Origin of the sequence: Sphingomonas sp. CFBP 13714 (genome assembly GCF_014842205.1) — a bacterium.
GTDB classification, from domain to species: Bacteria; Pseudomonadota; Alphaproteobacteria; order Sphingomonadales; family Sphingomonadaceae; genus Sphingomonas; species Sphingomonas aerolata.
The window spans coordinates 165,510-181,920 of the sequence record NZ_JACYVG010000006.1; the positions used below are offsets into that span (position 1 = coordinate 165,510).

Here is a 16,411-nt window from a genome sequence, read left to right on the forward strand (position 1 = left end):
TTACTCCGTGATCGCAGCTGCATCGGCCTCGGCGGTCTTCGAACCACCATGGCCGAGCAGGTCGGCGATCTTCTTGCCGCGACGCTGTGCGACGGCCTTGGGCGAGGTCTGCTCGCCAAGGGCTTCGAACGTTGCGCGGATCATGTTGTAGGGGTTCGACGTGCCGACCGACTTGGTCACGACGTCTGCGACACCCAGCGACTCGAAGACGGCGCGCATCGGGCCACCGGCGATGATGCCCGTACCCTGAGGAGCCGACCGCAGCGTGACCTTGCCGGCACCGAAGTGACCGTTGCCGTCATGATGCAGCGTGCGACCGTCCTTGAGCGGGACGCGAACCATCTTCTTCTTGGCAGCTGCCGTCGCCTTCGAGATGGCTTCCGGCACTTCGCGTGCCTTGCCATGACCGAAGCCTGCACGGCCCTTGCCGTCGCCGACGACGACGAGTGCTGCAAAGCCGAAGCGCTTGCCGCCCTTGACCGTCTTCGAGACGCGGTTGATGTGCACCAGCTTCTCGATCAACTCTTCGCCGCCATCGTCCGAACCCGGACGACCGCCACGATTGTCACGACCGCCACGACCGCCATCGCGACCACCACGGTTGCCACCGGGGCCACCGCCACGGTTGCCGCCGGGGCCACCACGACCGCCACCGCCGCCGCCACCGGGACGACCACGGCCACCGCCGCTGTTGCCCTGGTACCCGGTGCTCTGGGGCACGTTCCCCGTAACATTCTGAGCCGTGACGTCCTGTGCGGTCGTCTCGGGTGCGATTACCGCTGGCGTGTTGTTTTCGTCAGCCATGTCTTAGAACTCCAATCCGGCTTCGCGCGCGGCATCGGCAAGAGCCTTCACGCGACCGTGGTAGAGGAAGCCGCCGCGATCGAACACGACCTGGGTCACGCCCGCTGCCTTGGCAGCCTCGGCGACGCGCTTGCCGACCGAAGTCGCCGCGTCGATGTTGGCGCCGGACGTGCCGCGCACGTCCTTCTCCAGCGTCGAGGCCGAAGCGACCGTCGTGCCGGCGGCATCGTCGATCACCTGGGCATAGATGTGCTTGCCCGAGCGATGCACGGACAGGCGCGGACGGGTGCCGGCGCGTGCGCGTAGCGCGGTACGGTTGCGGCGACGCCGCTTGGCGAAAAGAGAAAGTCCCTTGGTCATTACTTCTTCTTCCCTTCCTTGCGGAAGATGAACTCGCCGTCGTACTTGATGCCCTTGCCCTTGTACGGCTCGGGCTTGCGCCACTGACGAATCTCCGCGGCCAGCTGGCCAACCATCTGCTTGTCCGAACCCGAGATCTCGATCGTCGTGTTGTCCGGCGTCTTCACCTCGATGCCCTCGGGCACGTCGATGTTGACGTCATGGCTGTAGCCGAGCTGCAGCTTGAGGTTGCGACCCTGGGCTGCGGCACGATAGCCGACGCCGCTGATCAGCAGCTTCTTGGTGAAGCCTTCCGACACGCCGGTGACCAGGTTCTGCACCATGGTCCGCTGCATGCCCCAGAACGCGCGAGCGCGCTTGGTGTCGTTGGCCGGCTGCACCGAAATGCCGCCGTCTTCTATCGTGTAGCTGATCTCGTCGCGCAGCGGCATCTTCAGGGTCCCCTTGGGGCCCTTCATCGTCAGCTGCTTGCCCTCGATCGTCGGCGTGATGCCCGCCGGTACGGTGACCGGCTTCTTACCAATACGGCTCATCAGAACACCTCCGCGAGGACTTCACCGCCGACGTTCTGCTCACGTGCTTCGGAATCCGAGAGCACGCCGCGGGGCGTCGAGACGATGGTGATGCCGAGGCCGTTACGGACGCGCGGGAGTTCCTGCGAGCCGGAATAGACGCGACGGCCGGGCTTCGAGACGCGCGCGACATGCTTGATCGCAGGCTGGCCCTCGAAATACTTCAGCTCGATGCGAAGGCCGGCCGCGGGGCCCATCTGCTCTTCGCTATAGCCACGGATATAGCCTTCACGCTGCAGAACGTCGAGCACGCGGACGCGCAGCTTCGACGCCGGAGTCAGGACGGAGTCCTTCTTCGCGCGCTGGCCATTACGGATACGGGTGAGCAAATCACCCAGGGGATCGGTCACTGCCATGATGTAGTCCTTACCAGCTCGACTTCGTGACGCCGGGGATCAGGCCCTTGTTGGCCAGATCGCGCAGCTGAATACGGCAGAGCCGGAACTTGCGGTAATAAGCGCGCGGGCGACCGGTCAGCTCGCACCGGTTACGGATGCGGGTCGGGTTCGCGTTGCGCGGGATTGCCGCCATCTTGAGGCGAGCGATCAGACGCTCACCATCGTCGAGCGTCTTGTCCGCTGCGATTGCCTTCAGTGCCGCGTACTTCGGGGCATACTGCTTGACCATGCGCTTGCGGCGCTCGTTCTTGTTGACTGAACTCAGTTTCGCCATCGACTTAAGTTCTTTCTTTCCTGAAGCGCCGCCCGTGACACGAGGTCAGGGGCGGCGGTTGGTAGTTAAGCTGCCTTCTTCTCGTCGGCAGCGTCGTCTTCGATCGGGAACGGGAAGCCGAAGAGACGGAGAAGCTCGCGAGCCTCGTCGTCGGTCTTGGCGGTCGTCGTCACGATCACATCCATGCCGCGGACCTTGTCGACCCGGTCATAGCTGATTTCTGGGAACACGATCTGCTCCTTGATACCGCAGGCATAGTTGCCACGGCCATCGAAGCTCTTCGGGTTGAGGCCGCGGAAATCGCGGACGCGGGGAAGAGCGATCGTGATGAAACGGTCGAGAAACTCGTACATGCGCTCGCGGCGAAGGGTGACCTTCACGCCGATCGGCATGCCTTCACGCAGCTTGAACTGCGCGATCGACTTCTTGGCCTTGGTCACGACGGGCTTCTGGCCGGCGATCAGCTCCATTTCCTGGGCTGCCTGGTCGACCTTCTTCTTGTCCTGCGTCGCTTCGCCGACACCCATGTTCAGCACGATCTTGTCGATCCGGGGGATCTCCATGACGTTCTTGTAGCCGAACTTCTCGGTCATCGCCTTGATGATCGTCTCATCATACATCTTCCGCATGCGCGGCGTGTAGGCGGCCTCGGTGCCAGCGGCGGTGTTCTGATCAACCATTGATCTTCTCCCCGGTCTTGACGGCCACGCGGACCTTCTTGCCGTCCTGCTCCTCGAAGCGAACGCGGGTCGGCTTGCCGTCTGCGGTCACGTGCGCGACCTTCGAGACGTGCATCGGTGCTTCCTTGCGGACCAGGCCACCCTGCGGGTCGCCCTGGGTCGGCTTGGTGTGGCGCACGGCGATATTCACGCCCGAGACGACGACCTTGTCGGTCTTCGGCATCGACATCGTGACTTCGCCGGTCTTGCCCTTGTCCTTGCCGGACAGGATGATGACCTTGTCACCCTTCTTGATACGCTGGCTCGCCATTACAGCACCTCCGGCGCAAGGCTGATGATCTTCATGTGCTTCTTGCCACGCAGCTCGCGAACGACTGGGCCAAAGATACGGGTGCCGATCGGCTCCTCGTTCTTGTTGACCAGCACCGCGGCGTTGCCGTCGAAGCGGATGACCGTACCGTCTGCACGGCGGATATCCTTGGCGGTACGAACGATCACCGCGCGGTGAACGTCGCCCTTCTTCACGCGGCCCCGTGGCTGCGCTTCCTTGATGCTGACGACGATGATGTCGCCAACGCCTGCAACACGACGCTTGGAACCCCCAAGCACCTTGATGCACTGCACCCGCTTCGCGCCGCTGTTGTCAGCGACGTCGAGATTGGACTGCATCTGGATCATGGATCCGTATCCCTTCTCTGTCTCTGGGGTCGATACCGACCGAACCCCGCCTAAAAAATCACCCCGCCGCGGACGAATCCGCAACGGGGAGGAGCGGCCGCTTAGCCGTTCCCGTTTACGAAAACAAGAGCGCAGGGAGTTGCCCCCCTGCCCTCATGTTTGATTCAGCCCTCGGCCGAAGCCCGCTCCGGCGTCGCGTGGGTGTTGACCCGCTCGATCACCTTCCAGGTCTTCAACTTGGAGATCGGTGCGGTCTCTTCGATCCGCACGGTCTCACCCTGCTTGAACTCGTTGCTCTCGTCATGAGCATGATACTTCTTCGAGCGACGGATGATCTTCCCGTAGAGCGGGTGCTTCACCTTACGCTCGACGTTCACGACCACCGTCTTGTCGCCCTTGTCGGACACGACCAGACCGGTCAGCACGCGCTTCGGCATGATGTGTTCCTTACTTCGCGGCGTCAGCGCTGGTGCGCTGAGCCTGCAGGGTCTTGATGCGAGCGATGTCGCGGCGGACCTCACGAACGCGGCTCGGCTTTTCGAGCTGGTTCGTGGCGGCCTGGAAGCGCAGGTTGAACTGCTCGCGCTTCAGTTCGCCAAGCGACTCCGACAGCTGGTCGTCGCTCTTGGCCTTCATGTCGTCGATACGAGCCATGATCTTACTCGCCTCCCAGATGCGAGGTGTCGCCCAGGCGGGCAACGACCTTTACCTTGATCGGCAGCTTCATGGCCGCCCGCTCGAACGCCTCGGCGGCGATCTTGCCGTCGACGCCGTCGAGCTCGAACAGGATCCGACCCGGCTTGACTCGAGCGGCCCAATATTCCGGCGCGCCCTTGCCCTTACCCATGCGGACTTCGGCTGGCTTTCCCGAGACCGGAAGGTCTGGGAAAATGCGGATCCACAAACGCCCCTGGCGCTTCATGTGACGCGTGATCGCGCGGCGGGCCGCCTCGATCTGACGTGCGGTGATCCGGTCGGGCTCCATGGCCTTCAGGCCGTAGGAGCCGAAATTGAGCGAGAAGCCACTCTTGGCGTCGCCCGAAATCTTGCCCTTGAAGGCCTTCCGGAACTTGGTCTTTTTTGGTTGCAGCATGTCTGTTCCTGCCCCTTAGCGACGATCGTCGCGCTGCGGCCGCACGCCGGAGGTCTGAGCCTCCATCATGATGCGGTCGTACGACGTCGGATCGTTGCCGAGAATCTCGCCCTTGAAGACCCAGACCTTCACGCCGCAAACGCCGTAAGACGTGTGCGCCGTAGCCTCGGCATAATCAATGTTCGCGCGCAGCGTGTGCAACGGAACCCGACCCTCACGATAGCTCTCCGACCGTGCGATCTCGGCGCCGCCGAGACGGCCGCCGCAGTTTACGCGGATGCCTTCGGCACCGAGACGCATCGCCGACTGAACCGCACGCTTCATGGCGCGACGGAAAGCGATACGACGCTCGAGCTGATCGGCGATGCCCTGCGCGACGAGACGCGCATCGACTTCCGGCTTGCGGATCTCGACGATGTTCAGCGACACGGTCGACGACGTCATCTTGCCGATCGTCGAACGCAGCTTCTCGATGTCCGCACCCTTCTTGCCGATGATCACGCCGGGGCGTGCAGCGAAGATGGAGATGCGGGCCAGCTTGGCCGGACGCTCGATCACAACCTTGGAGATCGCGGCCTGCGGCAGCGTCTTCATGATATATGCGCGGATCTTGAGATCCTCGAGCAGGAGCCGACCATAGTCGGCGCCTTCGGCGTACCAGCGGCTATCCCAGGTACGGTTGATCTGCAGACGCAGACCGATGGGGTTGCTCTTCTGACCCATTATGCTTCTTCCTGCTCGCGCACGACGATGCGCAGACGGCTGAATGGCTTGAGGATGCGGGTCGACTTGCCGCGGCCGCGAGTCGCGAAGCGCTTCATCGTGATCGACTTGCCAACCGATGCCTCGGCGACGACCAGCGAGTCGACGTCGAGGTTGTGGTTGTTCTCCGCATTGGCGATGGCCGAAGCCAGCACCTTGCGGGCTTCGATCGCCATGCCCTTGGTCGAGAAGGCGAGGATGTTCATCGCATCGCCGACCTTCTTGCCACGGATGAGCGCAGCCACGAGGCCGAGCTTCTGTGCGGAACCGCGGATCTGCGTACCGACCGAAAGCGCCTCGTTGTCCGCGACCTTGCGCGGGCTGACTTGCTTAGACATCAGCGCTTGCCCTTCTTGTCGGCGGAGTGGCCGGGGAAGTAGCGCGTGGGCGCGAACTCGCCCAGCTTCATCCCGACCATGTCCTCGTTGACCGAGACCGGCACGAACTTGCGGCCGTTATAGACGTTGAACGTGAGGCCCACGAACGACGGCAGGATCGTCGAGCGACGCGACCAGGTCTTGATCGGCGAACGCGCGTTGGTGTCCTGGGCGGTTTCTGCCTTCTTGAGCAGATGAAGGTCCACGAACGGACCCTTCCAGACTGAACGAGCCATGTTAGCCCTTCCTCTTCGTCGAATGACGCGACCGGATGATCATCTTGTCGGTCGATTTGTTGTGACGCGTGCGCGCACCCTTCGTCGGCTTGCCCCACGGCGTGACCGGATGACGGCCACCCGAGGTGCGGCCTTCACCACCGCCGTGCGGATGGTCGACCGGGTTCTTGGCGACGCCGCGCGTCAGCGGACGAATACCAAGCCAGCGCGAACGCCCTGCCTTGCCCAGGTTCTGGTTCTGGTTGTCGGGGTTCGAAACCGCGCCAACCGTCGCCATGCAATCGCTGCGGATGTAGCGCTGCTCGCCCGAGTTCAGGCGGACCATCACCATGCCCTTGTCGCGACCGACGACCTGCACATACGTGCCGGCCGAACGGGCGATCTGGCCACCCTTCATCGGCTTCATCTCCACGTTGTGGACGATGGTGCCGACCGGCATCTGACCGAGTTCCATGGCATTGCCTGGCTTCACGTCGGTCTTCTTGGCCGCGAGGACCTTGTCGCCAACGGCCAGACGCTGCGGCGCCAGGATATAGGCAAGCTCTTCGTCCGGGTATTTGACCAGGGCGATGAACGCGGTGCGGTTGGGATCATACTCGATCCGCTCGACAGTGCCTTCGACGTCCCACTTGCGACGCTTGAAGTCGATGTAGCGGTACTTCTGCTTGTGACCACCGGCGATGCCGCGCGAGGTCACATGACCCTTGTTGTTACGACCGCCGGTCTTGTGCTTGCCTTCGGTCAGCGCCTTGACGGGCTTGCCCTTCCAGAGCGACGACTTGTCGACCAGGATGAGACCGCGGCGTGCCGGCGATGTCGGATTATAATGCTTGAGTGCCATGGCCTCAGATCCCCGTCGTCACGTCGATGGACTGACCGTCCTTCAACGTCACGATTGCCTTTTTCATGTCCGAGCGCGAGTAGTTCGTGCCCTTCCACTTCTTGGTCTTGCCCTTCTGGACGAGCGTGTTCACGCCGACGACGTTCACGTCGAACAACGCCTCTACGGCCGCCTTGATCTCGGGCTTCGTGGCGTCGTTGGACACCTTGAACACCACCGCGTTGTGCTCCGACAGGGTCGTCGTCTTCTCGGTGATGTGCGGGGCGAGGATAACGTCGTAGTGACGATTATCGATGCCCGCCTTCTGCTTCTTAGCCATGGAAGCGCGCCTCCAGCTTTTCGACAGCGGCGCGCGTCAGCACCAGCGTGTCATGCTTCAGGATGTCGTAAACGTTCGCGCCGGCTGCCGGCATCACGTTCACTTCGTACAGGTTGCCCGCAGCGAATGCGAAGCTGGTGTCGACCATGTCGCCGTCGATGACGAGCGCACGCTTGCCGAAGCCGAGCTTGGCGAGATCGCCCTGCAGCGTCTTGGTCTTGCCACCCTCGACAGCCAGGCTGTCCATGATGACCAGCGAACCCGCCTTGGCGTGGCTGCTGAGCGCCATGCGCAGGCCGAGCGAGCGAACCTTCTTGTTCAGCGACGGGTTGAAGTCACGGACGCGAGCGCCGTGTGCCTTACCACCACCGATGAACACGGGCGCGCGGCGATCGCCGTGACGTGCCGTACCGCCGCCCTTCTGGCGACCGAACTTCTTGCCGGTGCGAGCGACGTCTGCGCGCTCACGGGTGCCACGAGCCGTCTCGCGACGCTTCTCGAGCTGCCAAGTGACCACACGGTGCAGGATGTCGGCGCGCGGATCGAGACCGAAGATCTCGTCGTTGAGCTCGATGTCCGCGCCCTCGGTGCCGGCGAAAGATGAAAGCTTGATCTTCACGCTCAGCCCTCCTGGCCGTCGGCTGCAGGTGCGTCGGTCGTTTCGGCCGGCGTGTCTGCTGCGGTGTTGCTGTTGGCGGTCTTGAGACCGGCGGGGAACGGTGCGTCGGCGTGGCGCGCGACCTTCACCGAGTCCTTGACGAAGAGCCAGCCGCCCTTGGAGCCAGGAACCGAACCCTTGACGAACAGGAGACCACGCTCGACGTCGGTCGATACGATCTCGAGGTTCTGCTGGGTGCGATACTTGTCGCCCATGTGGCCGGCCATCTTCTTGTTCTTGAAGACCTTGCCCGGATCCTGGCGCTGACCGGTCGAACCGAGCGAGCGGTGCGAGACCGACACGCCGTGGGTTGCCCGCAGACCGCCGAAGCCCCAACGCTTCATGCCGCCCTGGAAGCCCTTACCCTGGGTCTTGCCCTGGATATCGACGATCTGGCCTGCGACATAATGGTCGGCCGAGATCTCGGCGCCAACGTCGAGCAGGCCGTCTGCGTTCACACGGAACTCATGGACGACAGCCTTGGGCTCCACTTCGGCCTTGCCGAAATGGCCGCGCTGCGGCTTTGCGACATTCTTCGACTTGGCAACGCCTGCACCAAGCTGGACGGCCGTGTAGCCATCACGATCCATTTCGCGAACGGAAATGACCTGATTGCCTTCGAGTGCCAGAACGGTGACCGGCACGTGCCGACCATCTTCCTGGAACAGGCGGGTCATCCCCATTTTCTTCGCGATCACGCCAGTACGCATGATCTTGTCCCTTCCTAGACAGAGGCCCCGTCGGACTATTCCTCAGGGGCTTGCGGACCATGTCCGGAGCAAGCTCCTTGATGCATCCACCTGACCCCATCCCCGGCAAAAGCCCTGAATGGAGTCGGATCAACCCGGTAAATACGAAACGCGCCCCGTCCCGGGCTGGTGTTCCTGCTAACGCAGGAACGTGACGGGGGACGCTGCCCCGTCGGTTTGCACCGACGGCGGTATCCCAATGTCGAACGGCGCGGGACCGTTACCGGTCGACCGCGCCGCGCTCGCCCTTAGGCGAGCTTGATCTCGACGTCAACGCCAGCGGCGAGGTCCAGCTTCATCAGCGCATCGACCGTCTGCGGCGTCGGCTGGACGATATCCAGCATACGCTTGTACGTGCGCACCTCGAACTGCTCGCGCGACTTCTTGTCGATGTGCGGGCCGCGGTTCACGGTGAATTTTTCGATGCGCGTCGGAAGGGGAATCGGACCGCGGATGAGCGCGCCGGTGCGGCGTGCGGTGTCGGCGATGTCGCCGGTGGCCTGATCGAGCACGCGGTGATCGAACGCCTTCAGACGAATGCGGATATTGCTGTCCATAGTCCCTACCGATGCGAAAGAGCGGGCCCGTTTCCGGGCTCTTGCTGGTTGATGTTTAAACCGAAGGCGGGCCATTACGGGAGAGTCGCCGAAAAGGCAACTAGCGCGACGACGATTTTAGGCCGCCCCCTCGCGGCGGCGATAGGCTCGTGACTACCCCCACCCGACCCCTTTGGCACTACCTCGACCTAGGGCGGGCGCTCGATCAGCCGGATAACCGACGCCTACACGCGTCCCTTGGCGGAATGCTGTACTTCACCTGGCAAGGTCACCCAGTGATGCATCGATTCCTCCCAGACAGAGCGAACGGGAGCTGGGAAAGCAGGATCGGCAATCGCGCCCACGGCGACCCCGATCATCGACGGGTGCTTGGCAGTCCTCGCATAGACCGTTGACCCGCACTCTGGACACAAGACCGCCTCCAAGCGATTGCCTTCGTCCGTCGCTCGCTCAAACCGCTTGCCCTCACCGGCGACAGTGAGCAAGTCCCCGGGATAATAGGCGAGAACACCAAAGGGCGATCCGCTTCGGCGCTGACAGGCGATGCAGTGACATGCCACCACGGCAGGCGATGGCCCCGGAAGCTCGACCGTGAGTTGGCCGCACTGACATTGCGCACGCATAAGCCCCGCCCCCTTTGACGTGCCTAATCTAGCCGCTCGACGGACCCTGGCGATTGCCTGCTCGCCGCCCAACGCTTTGGCGATGCTGCGGCCGCCCCCGAACACGAAAAAGCCCAGCCTCTCTCGCGAGAAGCCGGGCTCTTTTCAATCATCTCCCGAAGGAGAGGATGCTTACTTGTCGATCTGGCTGACGACGCCTGCACCGACGGTACGGCCGCCTTCGCGGATCGTGAAGCGCTGGCCCACGTCCATGGCGATCGGTGCGATCAGCTTGATGCCGAGCGACACGTTGTCGCCTGGCATGACCATCTCGGTGCCCTCAGGCAGCTCGACGGTGCCGGTCACGTCCGTCGTACGGAAGTAGAACTGCGGGCGGTAGTTGGCGAAGAACGGCGTGTGACGGCCACCCTCTTCCTTCGACAGCACGTACACTTCCGAGTTGAAGTCGGTGTGCGGCTTGATCGTGCCTGGCTTGCAGAGCACCTGGCCACGCTCGACTTCGTCGCGTGCAACGCCGCGGATCAGCGCGCCGACGTTATCGCCAGCCTGGCCCTGGTCGAGCAGCTTGCGGAACATCTCGACGCCCGTGACGGTCGTCTTGCGAACGGTCGGGTGGATACCGACGATCTCGACTTCCTCGCCAACCTTGACGATGCCGGTCTCGACGCGGCCGGTGACGACCGTACCACGACCCGAGATCGAGAACACGTCCTCGATCGGCATCATGAACGGCTTGTCGAGCGGACGCTCGGGCTGCGGGATGTAGTCGTCGACAGCCTGCATCAGCTCGGTGACGGCGTCGGCACCGAGCTTCTGGTTCGAACCCGACAGCGCGCAGGTTGCCGAACCCTTGATGACGGGGATGTCATCGCCCGGGAAGTCGTACGAGCTGAGCAGCTCGCGGATTTCCATCTCGACCAGCTCGAGGATTTCCTCGTCGTCGACCAGATCGACCTTGTTCATGAACACGACCATGGCAGGCACGCCGACCTGGCGTGCGAGCAGGATGTGCTCACGGGTCTGCGGCATCGGGCCATCGGTCGCCGAAACGACGAGGATCGCGCCGTCCATCTGGGCTGCGCCGGTGATCATGTTCTTCACATAATCGGCGTGGCCCGGGCAATCGACGTGTGCGTAGTGACGGTTGGCCGTCTCGTACTCGACGTGTGCGGTCGAGATCGTGATGCCGCGCTCGCGCTCCTCGGGAGCCTTGTCGATGTTTGCGAAGTCGACAGCGGTACCGCCGGTCGTCTCTGCCAGAACCTTCGTGATCGCAGCGGTGAGCGACGTCTTGCCATGATCGACGTGACCGATGGTGCCGATGTTGAGATGCGGCTTGTTCCGCTCAAATTTTGCCTTGGCCATTGTTTCCTACCTTCTGATTCGTATTCCGGTGCCACACCGGGAACCGCGCGAACGCGGCCCCATAGCGGCTGTTAAAGCCTGACGCTAGCCCTACCCCCTTAAAGGGTTAGGCCAGTTTCGCCTTCACCTCGTCAGCGACGTTCTGCGGCACTTCATCATAATGCGAGAACTGCATCGAGTATTGCGCGCGGCCCTGCGTGAACGAGCGGAGCGAGTTCACATAGCCGAACATGTTGGCCAGCGGCACCATCGCCTCGACCGTCTGCGCGTTGCCGCGGCTGTCGGTGCCCTGGATCTGGCCACGACGGCTGTTCATGTCGCCGATGACGTCGCCCAGATAGTCCTCCGGGGTGACGACCTCAACCTTCATGACCGGCTCGAGCAGCGTGATGCCCGACTTCTGCGCGACTTCGCGCATTGCGCCACGTGCACAGATTTCGAACGCCAGAGCCGACGAGTCGACGTCGTGATACGCGCCGTCATACAGCACGATCTCGAAATCGATGATCGGGAAGCCGACCAGCGAACCCGACGCGGCGGTCTCGCGGAAGCCCTTCTCGATCGCGGGCAGATATTCCTTCGGAATGTTGCCGCCCTTGATCTCGTCCTTGAACGTGATGCCCGAACCGCGCTCGCCCGGCGTGACCTTGACCTTCACGCGCCCGAACTGGCCCGTACCGCCCGACTGCTTCTTGTGCGTGTAGTCGACGTCGACCGGCTTCTTCAGATATTCGCGATACGCGACCTGAGGAGCGCCGACATTGGCCTCGACCTTGAACTCACGCTTCATGCGGTCGACCAGGATCTCGAGATGGAGTTCGCCCATGCCCTTGATAATGGTCTGGCCCGACTCGGGGTCCGACGACACGCGGAACGACGGATCCTCGCGTGCGAGACGATTGAGCGCGACGCCCATCTTCTCCTGGTCGGCCTTGGTCTTCGGCTCCACCGACAGCTCGATCACGGGCTCGGGGAATTCCATCCGCTCGAGGATGATCGGTGCGTTCATCGCGCAGAGCGTGTCGCCCGTGGTGGTGTCCTTGAGGCCTGCGAGAGCAACGATGTCGCCAGCAAACGCTTCCTGGATGTCCTCACGGCTGTTCGCATGCATGAGCAGCATGCGGCCGACCTTTTCCTTCTTGTCCTTGACCGAGTTGGTGACCTGCGATGCGGTCTCCAGCTTGCCCGAATAGATGCGGGCGAAGGTCAGCGTGCCGACGAACGGATCGTTCATGATCTTGAACGCCAGCGCCGAGAAGGGGACGTCGTCCGACGAAGGACGCTCGTCCGGCGTCACGCCGTCGAGCTTCAGACCCTGAATCGCGGGAACGTCGAGCGGCGAAGGCAGATAGTCGACGACGGCGTCGAGCAGGGGCTGGACGCCCTTGTTCTTGAACGCCGAACCGCAGACCACCGGCACGAACGCCATGCTGAGTGTACCCTTGCGGATCAGCTTCTTGAGGTCGGCGACGCTCGGCTCGTTACCCTCGAGATAGGCTTCCATCAGGGCATCGTCCTGCTCGACAGCCATCTCGATCAGGTCGCTGCGATACTTCGCGGCCTTGTCGGCCATGTCGGCCGGGATGTCCTGATATTCGAACTTCGCGCCCAGGCTCTCTTCGAGCCAGATGATCGCGCGGTTCTCGACGAGGTCGACCAGGCCCTTGAAGCCGCCTTCCATGCCGATCGGCAGGTACAGCACCGCCGGACGCGCGCCGAGACGCTCGATGATCGAGTCAACGCAGAAGTAGAAGTCGGCACCGGTGCGGTCGAGCTTGTTGACGAAGCACATGCGCGGCACGCCGTACTTGTCGGCCTGACGCCACACGGTCTCGGACTGCGGCTCGACGCCGGCAACGCCGTCGAAGCACGCGACCGCGCCGTCGAGGACGCGCAGCGAACGCTCGACTTCGATCGTGAAATCGACGTGGCCCGGGGTGTCGATGATGTTGATAAGGTGCTCTTCACCCTTACCTTCTTCGGCGCGCCACTTGCAGGTGGTTGCAGCCGACGTGATCGTGATCCCGCGCTCCTGCTCCTGCTCCATCCAGTCCATCGTCGCGGTGCCTTCATGCACTTCGCCGATCTTGTAGGACTTGCCGGTGTAATAGAGGATGCGCTCGGTCGTCGTCGTCTTGCCGGCGTCGATGTGCGCCATGATGCCGATGTTGCGGTAACGGTCGAGCGGATGGCTGCGGGCCATGATCGTGCTTCCTTAAGGATATGGGGAGCCGAACGTGCCGGCTCCCCAATATATAGGTGTTTGCGTTACGGGCGAAAGACCGCCCGTGACACGGTTACCAATGCTAGGCTTCGAAGCCCGCTGTTACCAGCGGTAGTGCGAGAATGCACGGTTGGCTTCTGCCATCCGGTGCGTGTCTTCGCGCTTCTTGACCGCGTTGCCGCGGTTGTTGGCCGCGTCCATCAGCTCGCCCGACAGCCGTGCGGCCATCGTGTTCTCGCTGCGCGAACGAGCCGCACCGATCAGCCAGCGGATCGCCAGCGCCTGTGCACGCTCGGGACGCACTTCGACGGGAACCTGGTAGGTTGCACCACCGACGCGACGCGAACGGACTTCGATGCCCGGCTTCACGTTGTTCAGCGCATCGTGGAAAACGCCGATCGGGTCGCGCTTGGCGCGGCTCTCGACGGTTTCGAATGCACCGTACACGATCAGCTCTGCGACGGACTTCTTGCCGTCCAGCATGACGCTGTTCATAAACTTCGACAGAACCTCATCCCCGAACTTGGGATCAGGCAGGATGACCCGCTTTTCGGGACGACGACGACGTGCCATTTTATATTCCTTCTAAACTTCAGCCTGTGTGATCAAACATACCAGTGCCGACTTGCGTCGGTTGGCATTGATCGGCTTACTTCGGACGCTTGGCGCCGTACTTGGAACGCGACTGACGCCGGTCCTTCACACCCTGTGTATCGAGCACGCCGCGCAGGACGTGATAGCGAACACCGGGAAGATCGCGGACACGACCGCCACGGATCAGGACAACCGAATGCTCCTGAAGATTGTGGCCCTCGCCCGGGATGTAGCTGATGACTTCGCGCTGGTTGGTCAGGCGAACCTTGGCCACCTTGCGCAGAGCCGAGTTCGGCTTCTTCGGGGTCGTCGTGTAGACGCGGGTGCAAACGCCGCGCTTCTGCGGGTTGGCTTCCATCGCAGGGACCTTCGACTTGGCCTTCTGCGGATCGCGGCCCTTGCGGACCAGCTGGTTGATCGTCGGCATTGAAGCCTTCACCTTTCAAATGGTTACTTTGCTGGAGCCGTTGAGGCGCCTGAGAATACAAAAAGGACCCTAGGAAGCGCAAAACGCTCCTCAGGTCCTGGAATGCATCCAGCAATGTTCAAGCATGCCCGGCGGGAAAGACTCCCGAAGAACAGGGCGCGCCTATAGGTCAGGAGTCAGCCGCGGTCAACACGGGGATCACCCCACCCTGCCCCGAACCCGACGCCGGATTGGTTGCACGTTTCACAATCGTGCATCGGGCATGAACAGGTGCTTGCCCTGCCGCGGACATAGCGCTAGAGCCCGCCACCGCACAGGAGTGTAGCTCAGTTGGTTAGAGCGTCGGTCTCCAAAACCGAAGGCCCTCGGTTCGAATCCGAGCACTCCTGCCAGATCTTCCCACATCGCCGATCGACAGCTGCCGTGACCCATTGGTCAGCGGCCGACGTACTGCGCCTGTCACGATTGCATAAAACGCATTTCATAATGCAATTTGCGCAGTTGTGAAATTCGCTGCTGCGATGCACAACGACTGTGCCTTTCAGGCATCCTCTCCTAAAACTTTTACGGCCGGTCTTTGACCGGCCTTTTTTTTGGCCTGCGCGCTGATATACCGATGACGGTCCGTCACGCCGGCAAACATAACAGAAACGCAGGAGAGGCGCCGCCGGCAAGACCGGCACCGGTTGACGGCCGGCGGGGGAGAGGGCGCAAACGCCCGCCCCCGCGCCTTCCGGTCCCGCCTCCTACGCTTCCCCTTATGCTTTTAACTGTGTGCGAAAGGCTGGTGCATCGCGGCGTACGCGCTGCCGAGTCGGGCCATCACAGGGCCGCCCGGCGGACGCTGCCGCCCCGCCCCTTGCGTTCCGTCGGCGCGGAAGCTATCTGCGCCGCCATCCGACAGCGAGACGGACGCATGCCCCACCCCTTTGACGGGGCCCTTTGACGGGGCCCTATTGACGGGGCGACCCTTCACAGGGAGCGGGTTATGGGTCTATGCCTCGCTTCTTTTCATGTCTCCATCAGGCGGGTTCGAACAGCACCGTGGCTAAAACGTCCCCACTCGAATTCATCCGGCAGGTCCGCACCGAAACCTCGAAGGTTACGTGGCCGACGCGTCGCGAGACGATCATGACCGGGGTGATGGTCGTCATCATGACGACGATCCTCGCGCTCTTCTTCTTCGGCGTCGACTCGATCCTTCAGGCGATCGTCACCGCCCTTCTGAAACTCGCTCAATAAGGTCCGCACATGGCGCGCTGGTACATCATTCACGCCTATTCGGGCTTCGAGGGCAAGGTCCGCGACTCGATCATGGCAGAGGCGACCCGTATGGGTCTCGAGCAGCTCGTCGAGCAGATCGAAGTCCCCACCGAGACGATCACCGAGGCCCGTCGCGGCAAGAAGATCGCGGTCGAACGCAAGTTCATGCCGGGCTATGTGCTCGCCAAGCTGAACATGAACGACGACGTCTATCACCTCGTCAAGAACACCCCCAAGGTGACCGGCTTCCTCGGCAGCATGGGCAAGCCGCAGGCGATCAGCGAGGCAGAAGCCACGCGGATGCTCAACAGCAAGGAAGAGGCCGCGGCCGCTCCCAAGCAGAAGGTCAAGGTCGACTACGAGATCGGCGATCAGGTCAAGGTGCTCGACGGTCCGTTCGCGAGCTTCAACGGTCTGGTCGAGGAACTCGATTTCGACCGCAGCCGCGTCAAGGTGTCGGTGTCGATCTTCGGTCGCGCCACCCCGGTCGAGCTCGAATTCGAGCAGGTCGAGCGATCCAAGTAATCACCGCCTGAGCCTGCGGGCTCGGTCTGGAC

The 16,411-nt window shown here is 62.6% G+C and carries 26 protein-coding genes and 1 tRNA gene; 3 read left to right on the forward strand and 24 right to left on the reverse strand.

The window, feature by feature from the left end:
- The 24 genes from rpsE to rpsL all read right to left on the reverse strand — a co-directional run bounded on the left by rpsE (position 1) and on the right by rpsL (position 14,591).
- Complete coding sequence (rpsE, locus tag IFT54_RS20545; protein ID WP_107929659.1) at positions 1 to 804, reverse strand: 30S ribosomal protein S5; 804 nt, start codon at positions 802 to 804, stop codon at positions 1 to 3.
- Between the two features lie 3 nt (positions 805 to 807).
- Positions 808 to 1,164: a 50S ribosomal protein L18 gene (gene rplR / locus IFT54_RS14815; RefSeq protein ID WP_031393749.1), complete on the reverse strand. Its 357-nt coding sequence runs from the start codon at positions 1,162 to 1,164 to the stop codon at positions 808 to 810.
- Positions 1,164 to 1,697 carry a 50S ribosomal protein L6 gene (gene rplF / locus IFT54_RS14820; RefSeq protein ID WP_031393750.1) on the reverse strand — a complete coding sequence of 178 codons (534 nt, stop codon included), beginning with the start codon at positions 1,695 to 1,697 and terminating at the stop codon, positions 1,164 to 1,166. Before rplF ends, rplR begins: the two co-directional genes overlap by 1 nt.
- Positions 1,697 to 2,092, reverse strand: a complete 396-nt coding sequence (rpsH, locus tag IFT54_RS14825; RefSeq protein ID WP_031393751.1) for a 30S ribosomal protein S8 — start codon at positions 2,090 to 2,092, stop codon at positions 1,697 to 1,699. Before rpsH ends, rplF begins: the two co-directional genes overlap by 1 nt.
- 10 nt (positions 2,093 to 2,102) lie before the next feature.
- Positions 2,103 to 2,408: a 30S ribosomal protein S14 gene (gene rpsN / locus IFT54_RS14830; RefSeq protein ID WP_031393752.1), complete on the reverse strand. Its 306-nt coding sequence runs from the start codon at positions 2,406 to 2,408 to the stop codon at positions 2,103 to 2,105.
- 65 nt (positions 2,409 to 2,473) lie between these two features.
- Complete coding sequence (rplE, locus tag IFT54_RS14835; RefSeq protein ID WP_042466294.1) at positions 2,474 to 3,088, reverse strand: 50S ribosomal protein L5; 615 nt, start codon at positions 3,086 to 3,088, stop codon at positions 2,474 to 2,476.
- Complete coding sequence (rplX, locus tag IFT54_RS14840; RefSeq protein ID WP_031393754.1) at positions 3,081 to 3,398, reverse strand: 50S ribosomal protein L24; 318 nt, start codon at positions 3,396 to 3,398, stop codon at positions 3,081 to 3,083. The genes rplE and rplX overlap by 8 nt, the downstream gene beginning before the upstream one ends.
- The gene (gene rplN, locus IFT54_RS14845; protein ID WP_031393755.1) at positions 3,398 to 3,766 is read right to left on the reverse strand and encodes a 50S ribosomal protein L14; all 369 of its coding nucleotides are present in this window, start codon (positions 3,764 to 3,766) and stop codon (positions 3,398 to 3,400) included. Before rplN ends, rplX begins: the two co-directional genes overlap by 1 nt.
- A gap of 164 nt (positions 3,767 to 3,930) precedes the next feature.
- Positions 3,931 to 4,203 carry a 30S ribosomal protein S17 gene (gene rpsQ / locus IFT54_RS14850; protein ID WP_031393756.1) on the reverse strand — a complete coding sequence of 91 codons (273 nt, stop codon included), beginning with the start codon at positions 4,201 to 4,203 and terminating at the stop codon, positions 3,931 to 3,933.
- A gap of 10 nt (positions 4,204 to 4,213) precedes the next feature.
- Positions 4,214 to 4,420 carry a 50S ribosomal protein L29 gene (rpmC, locus tag IFT54_RS14855; RefSeq protein WP_031393757.1) on the reverse strand — a complete coding sequence of 69 codons (207 nt, stop codon included), beginning with the start codon at positions 4,418 to 4,420 and terminating at the stop codon, positions 4,214 to 4,216.
- A 4-nt stretch (positions 4,421 to 4,424) separates the two neighbouring features.
- Positions 4,425 to 4,859, reverse strand: a complete 435-nt coding sequence (gene rplP, locus IFT54_RS14860; RefSeq protein WP_031393758.1) for a 50S ribosomal protein L16 — start codon at positions 4,857 to 4,859, stop codon at positions 4,425 to 4,427.
- A 15-nt stretch (positions 4,860 to 4,874) separates the two neighbouring features.
- Complete coding sequence (gene rpsC, locus IFT54_RS14865; RefSeq protein ID WP_031393759.1) at positions 4,875 to 5,582, reverse strand: 30S ribosomal protein S3; 708 nt, start codon at positions 5,580 to 5,582, stop codon at positions 4,875 to 4,877.
- Complete coding sequence (rplV, locus tag IFT54_RS14870; protein WP_037529220.1) at positions 5,582 to 5,959, reverse strand: 50S ribosomal protein L22; 378 nt, start codon at positions 5,957 to 5,959, stop codon at positions 5,582 to 5,584. Before rplV ends, rpsC begins: the two co-directional genes overlap by 1 nt.
- A complete protein-coding gene (gene rpsS / locus IFT54_RS14875; RefSeq protein ID WP_031393761.1) occupies positions 5,959 to 6,234 on the reverse strand; it encodes a 30S ribosomal protein S19 in 276 nt (91 codons plus the stop codon). The genes rplV and rpsS overlap by 1 nt, the downstream gene beginning before the upstream one ends.
- 1 nt (position 6,235) lies before the next feature.
- Positions 6,236 to 7,075, reverse strand: a complete 840-nt coding sequence (gene rplB / locus IFT54_RS14880) for a 50S ribosomal protein L2 (protein WP_031393762.1) — start codon at positions 7,073 to 7,075, stop codon at positions 6,236 to 6,238.
- A 4-nt stretch (positions 7,076 to 7,079) separates the two neighbouring features.
- Entirely contained in the window at positions 7,080 to 7,394 is a 315-nt protein-coding gene (locus tag IFT54_RS14885) for a 50S ribosomal protein L23 (RefSeq protein WP_031393763.1), read from the reverse strand.
- Entirely contained in the window at positions 7,387 to 8,013 is a 627-nt protein-coding gene (gene rplD / locus IFT54_RS14890; protein WP_183936302.1) for a 50S ribosomal protein L4, read from the reverse strand. Before rplD ends, IFT54_RS14885 begins: the two co-directional genes overlap by 8 nt.
- 2 nt (positions 8,014 to 8,015) lie before the next feature.
- On the reverse strand, positions 8,016 to 8,762 hold the full coding sequence (gene rplC, locus IFT54_RS14895; protein WP_056406239.1) for a 50S ribosomal protein L3: 747 nt from the start codon (positions 8,760 to 8,762) through the stop codon (positions 8,016 to 8,018).
- Positions 8,763 to 9,049: 287 nt separating this feature from the next.
- Positions 9,050 to 9,358, reverse strand: a complete 309-nt coding sequence (gene rpsJ, locus IFT54_RS14900) for a 30S ribosomal protein S10 (RefSeq protein ID WP_007406109.1) — start codon at positions 9,356 to 9,358, stop codon at positions 9,050 to 9,052.
- Positions 9,359 to 9,582: 224 nt separating this feature from the next.
- Positions 9,583 to 9,981, reverse strand: coding sequence for a GFA family protein (locus tag IFT54_RS21025; RefSeq protein ID WP_192071212.1), 399 nt, complete (start codon positions 9,979 to 9,981; stop codon positions 9,583 to 9,585).
- A gap of 171 nt (positions 9,982 to 10,152) precedes the next feature.
- Positions 10,153 to 11,346, reverse strand: coding sequence for an elongation factor Tu (gene tuf, locus IFT54_RS14910; protein ID WP_031393767.1), 1,194 nt, complete (start codon positions 11,344 to 11,346; stop codon positions 10,153 to 10,155).
- A 106-nt stretch (positions 11,347 to 11,452) separates the two neighbouring features.
- Entirely contained in the window at positions 11,453 to 13,549 is a 2,097-nt protein-coding gene (fusA, locus tag IFT54_RS14915) for an elongation factor G (protein ID WP_192071213.1), read from the reverse strand.
- A 123-nt stretch (positions 13,550 to 13,672) separates the two neighbouring features.
- On the reverse strand, positions 13,673 to 14,143 hold the full coding sequence (gene rpsG, locus IFT54_RS14920; protein ID WP_031393769.1) for a 30S ribosomal protein S7: 471 nt from the start codon (positions 14,141 to 14,143) through the stop codon (positions 13,673 to 13,675).
- Positions 14,144 to 14,219: 76 nt separating this feature from the next.
- On the reverse strand, positions 14,220 to 14,591 hold the full coding sequence (rpsL, locus tag IFT54_RS14925) for a 30S ribosomal protein S12 (RefSeq protein ID WP_010164594.1): 372 nt from the start codon (positions 14,589 to 14,591) through the stop codon (positions 14,220 to 14,222).
- Between the two features lie 315 nt (positions 14,592 to 14,906).
- Between rpsL and IFT54_RS14930 the strand changes: the two genes are divergently transcribed.
- The 3 genes from IFT54_RS14930 to nusG all read left to right on the forward strand — a co-directional run bounded on the left by IFT54_RS14930 (position 14,907) and on the right by nusG (position 16,379).
- Positions 14,907 to 14,983, forward strand: a tRNA-Trp gene (locus IFT54_RS14930).
- Positions 14,984 to 15,635: 652 nt separating this feature from the next.
- Complete coding sequence (gene secE, locus IFT54_RS14935; protein WP_031393770.1) at positions 15,636 to 15,833, forward strand: preprotein translocase subunit SecE; 198 nt, start codon at positions 15,636 to 15,638, stop codon at positions 15,831 to 15,833.
- A 9-nt stretch (positions 15,834 to 15,842) separates the two neighbouring features.
- On the forward strand, positions 15,843 to 16,379 hold the full coding sequence (gene nusG / locus IFT54_RS14940) for a transcription termination/antitermination protein NusG (RefSeq protein ID WP_031393771.1): 537 nt from the start codon (positions 15,843 to 15,845) through the stop codon (positions 16,377 to 16,379).
- Positions 16,380 to 16,411: the final 32 nt, after the last annotated feature.

Coding starts and splice junctions, on each gene's coding strand:
- rpsE (WP_107929659.1), bottom strand. CDS start 804: ATGGCTGACGAAAACAACACGCCAGCGGTAATCGCACCCGAGACGACC.
- rplR (WP_031393749.1), bottom strand. CDS start 1,164: ATGACCAAGGGACTTTCTCTTTTCGCCAAGCGGCGTCGCCGCAACCGT.
- rplF (WP_031393750.1), bottom strand. CDS start 1,697: ATGAGCCGTATTGGTAAGAAGCCGGTCACCGTACCGGCGGGCATCACG.
- rpsH (WP_031393751.1), bottom strand. CDS start 2,092: ATGGCAGTGACCGATCCCCTGGGTGATTTGCTCACCCGTATCCGTAAT.
- rpsN (WP_031393752.1), bottom strand. CDS start 2,408: ATGGCGAAACTGAGTTCAGTCAACAAGAACGAGCGCCGCAAGCGCATG.
- rplE (WP_042466294.1), bottom strand. CDS start 3,088: ATGGTTGATCAGAACACCGCCGCTGGCACCGAGGCCGCCTACACGCCG.
- rplX (WP_031393754.1), bottom strand. CDS start 3,398: ATGGCGAGCCAGCGTATCAAGAAGGGTGACAAGGTCATCATCCTGTCC.
- rplN (WP_031393755.1), bottom strand. CDS start 3,766: ATGATCCAGATGCAGTCCAATCTCGACGTCGCTGACAACAGCGGCGCG.
- rpsQ (WP_031393756.1), bottom strand. CDS start 4,203: ATGCCGAAGCGCGTGCTGACCGGTCTGGTCGTGTCCGACAAGGGCGAC.
- rpmC (WP_031393757.1), bottom strand. CDS start 4,420: ATGGCTCGTATCGACGACATGAAGGCCAAGAGCGACGACCAGCTGTCG.
- rplP (WP_031393758.1), bottom strand. CDS start 4,859: ATGCTGCAACCAAAAAAGACCAAGTTCCGGAAGGCCTTCAAGGGCAAG.
- rpsC (WP_031393759.1), bottom strand. CDS start 5,582: ATGGGTCAGAAGAGCAACCCCATCGGTCTGCGTCTGCAGATCAACCGT.
- rplV (WP_037529220.1), bottom strand. CDS start 5,959: ATGTCTAAGCAAGTCAGCCCGCGCAAGGTCGCGGACAACGAGGCGCTT.
- rpsS (WP_031393761.1), bottom strand. CDS start 6,234: ATGGCTCGTTCAGTCTGGAAGGGTCCGTTCGTGGACCTTCATCTGCTC.
- rplB (WP_031393762.1), bottom strand. CDS start 7,075: ATGGCACTCAAGCATTATAATCCGACATCGCCGGCACGCCGCGGTCTC.
- IFT54_RS14885 (WP_031393763.1), bottom strand. CDS start 7,394: ATGGCTAAGAAGCAGAAGGCGGGCATCGATAATCGTCACTACGACGTT.
- rplC (WP_056406239.1), bottom strand. CDS start 8,762: ATGCGTACTGGCGTGATCGCGAAGAAAATGGGGATGACCCGCCTGTTC.
- rpsJ (WP_007406109.1), bottom strand. CDS start 9,358: ATGGACAGCAATATCCGCATTCGTCTGAAGGCGTTCGATCACCGCGTG.
- IFT54_RS21025 (WP_192071212.1), bottom strand. CDS start 9,981: ATGCGTGCGCAATGTCAGTGCGGCCAACTCACGGTCGAGCTTCCGGGG.
- tuf (WP_031393767.1), bottom strand. CDS start 11,346: ATGGCCAAGGCAAAATTTGAGCGGAACAAGCCGCATCTCAACATCGGC.
- fusA (WP_192071213.1), bottom strand. CDS start 13,549: ATGGCCCGCAGCCATCCGCTCGACCGTTACCGCAACATCGGCATCATG.
- rpsG (WP_031393769.1), bottom strand. CDS start 14,143: ATGGCACGTCGTCGTCGTCCCGAAAAGCGGGTCATCCTGCCTGATCCC.
- rpsL (WP_010164594.1), bottom strand. CDS start 14,591: ATGCCGACGATCAACCAGCTGGTCCGCAAGGGCCGCGATCCGCAGAAG.
- nusG (WP_031393771.1), top strand. CDS start 15,843: ATGGCGCGCTGGTACATCATTCACGCCTATTCGGGCTTCGAGGGCAAG.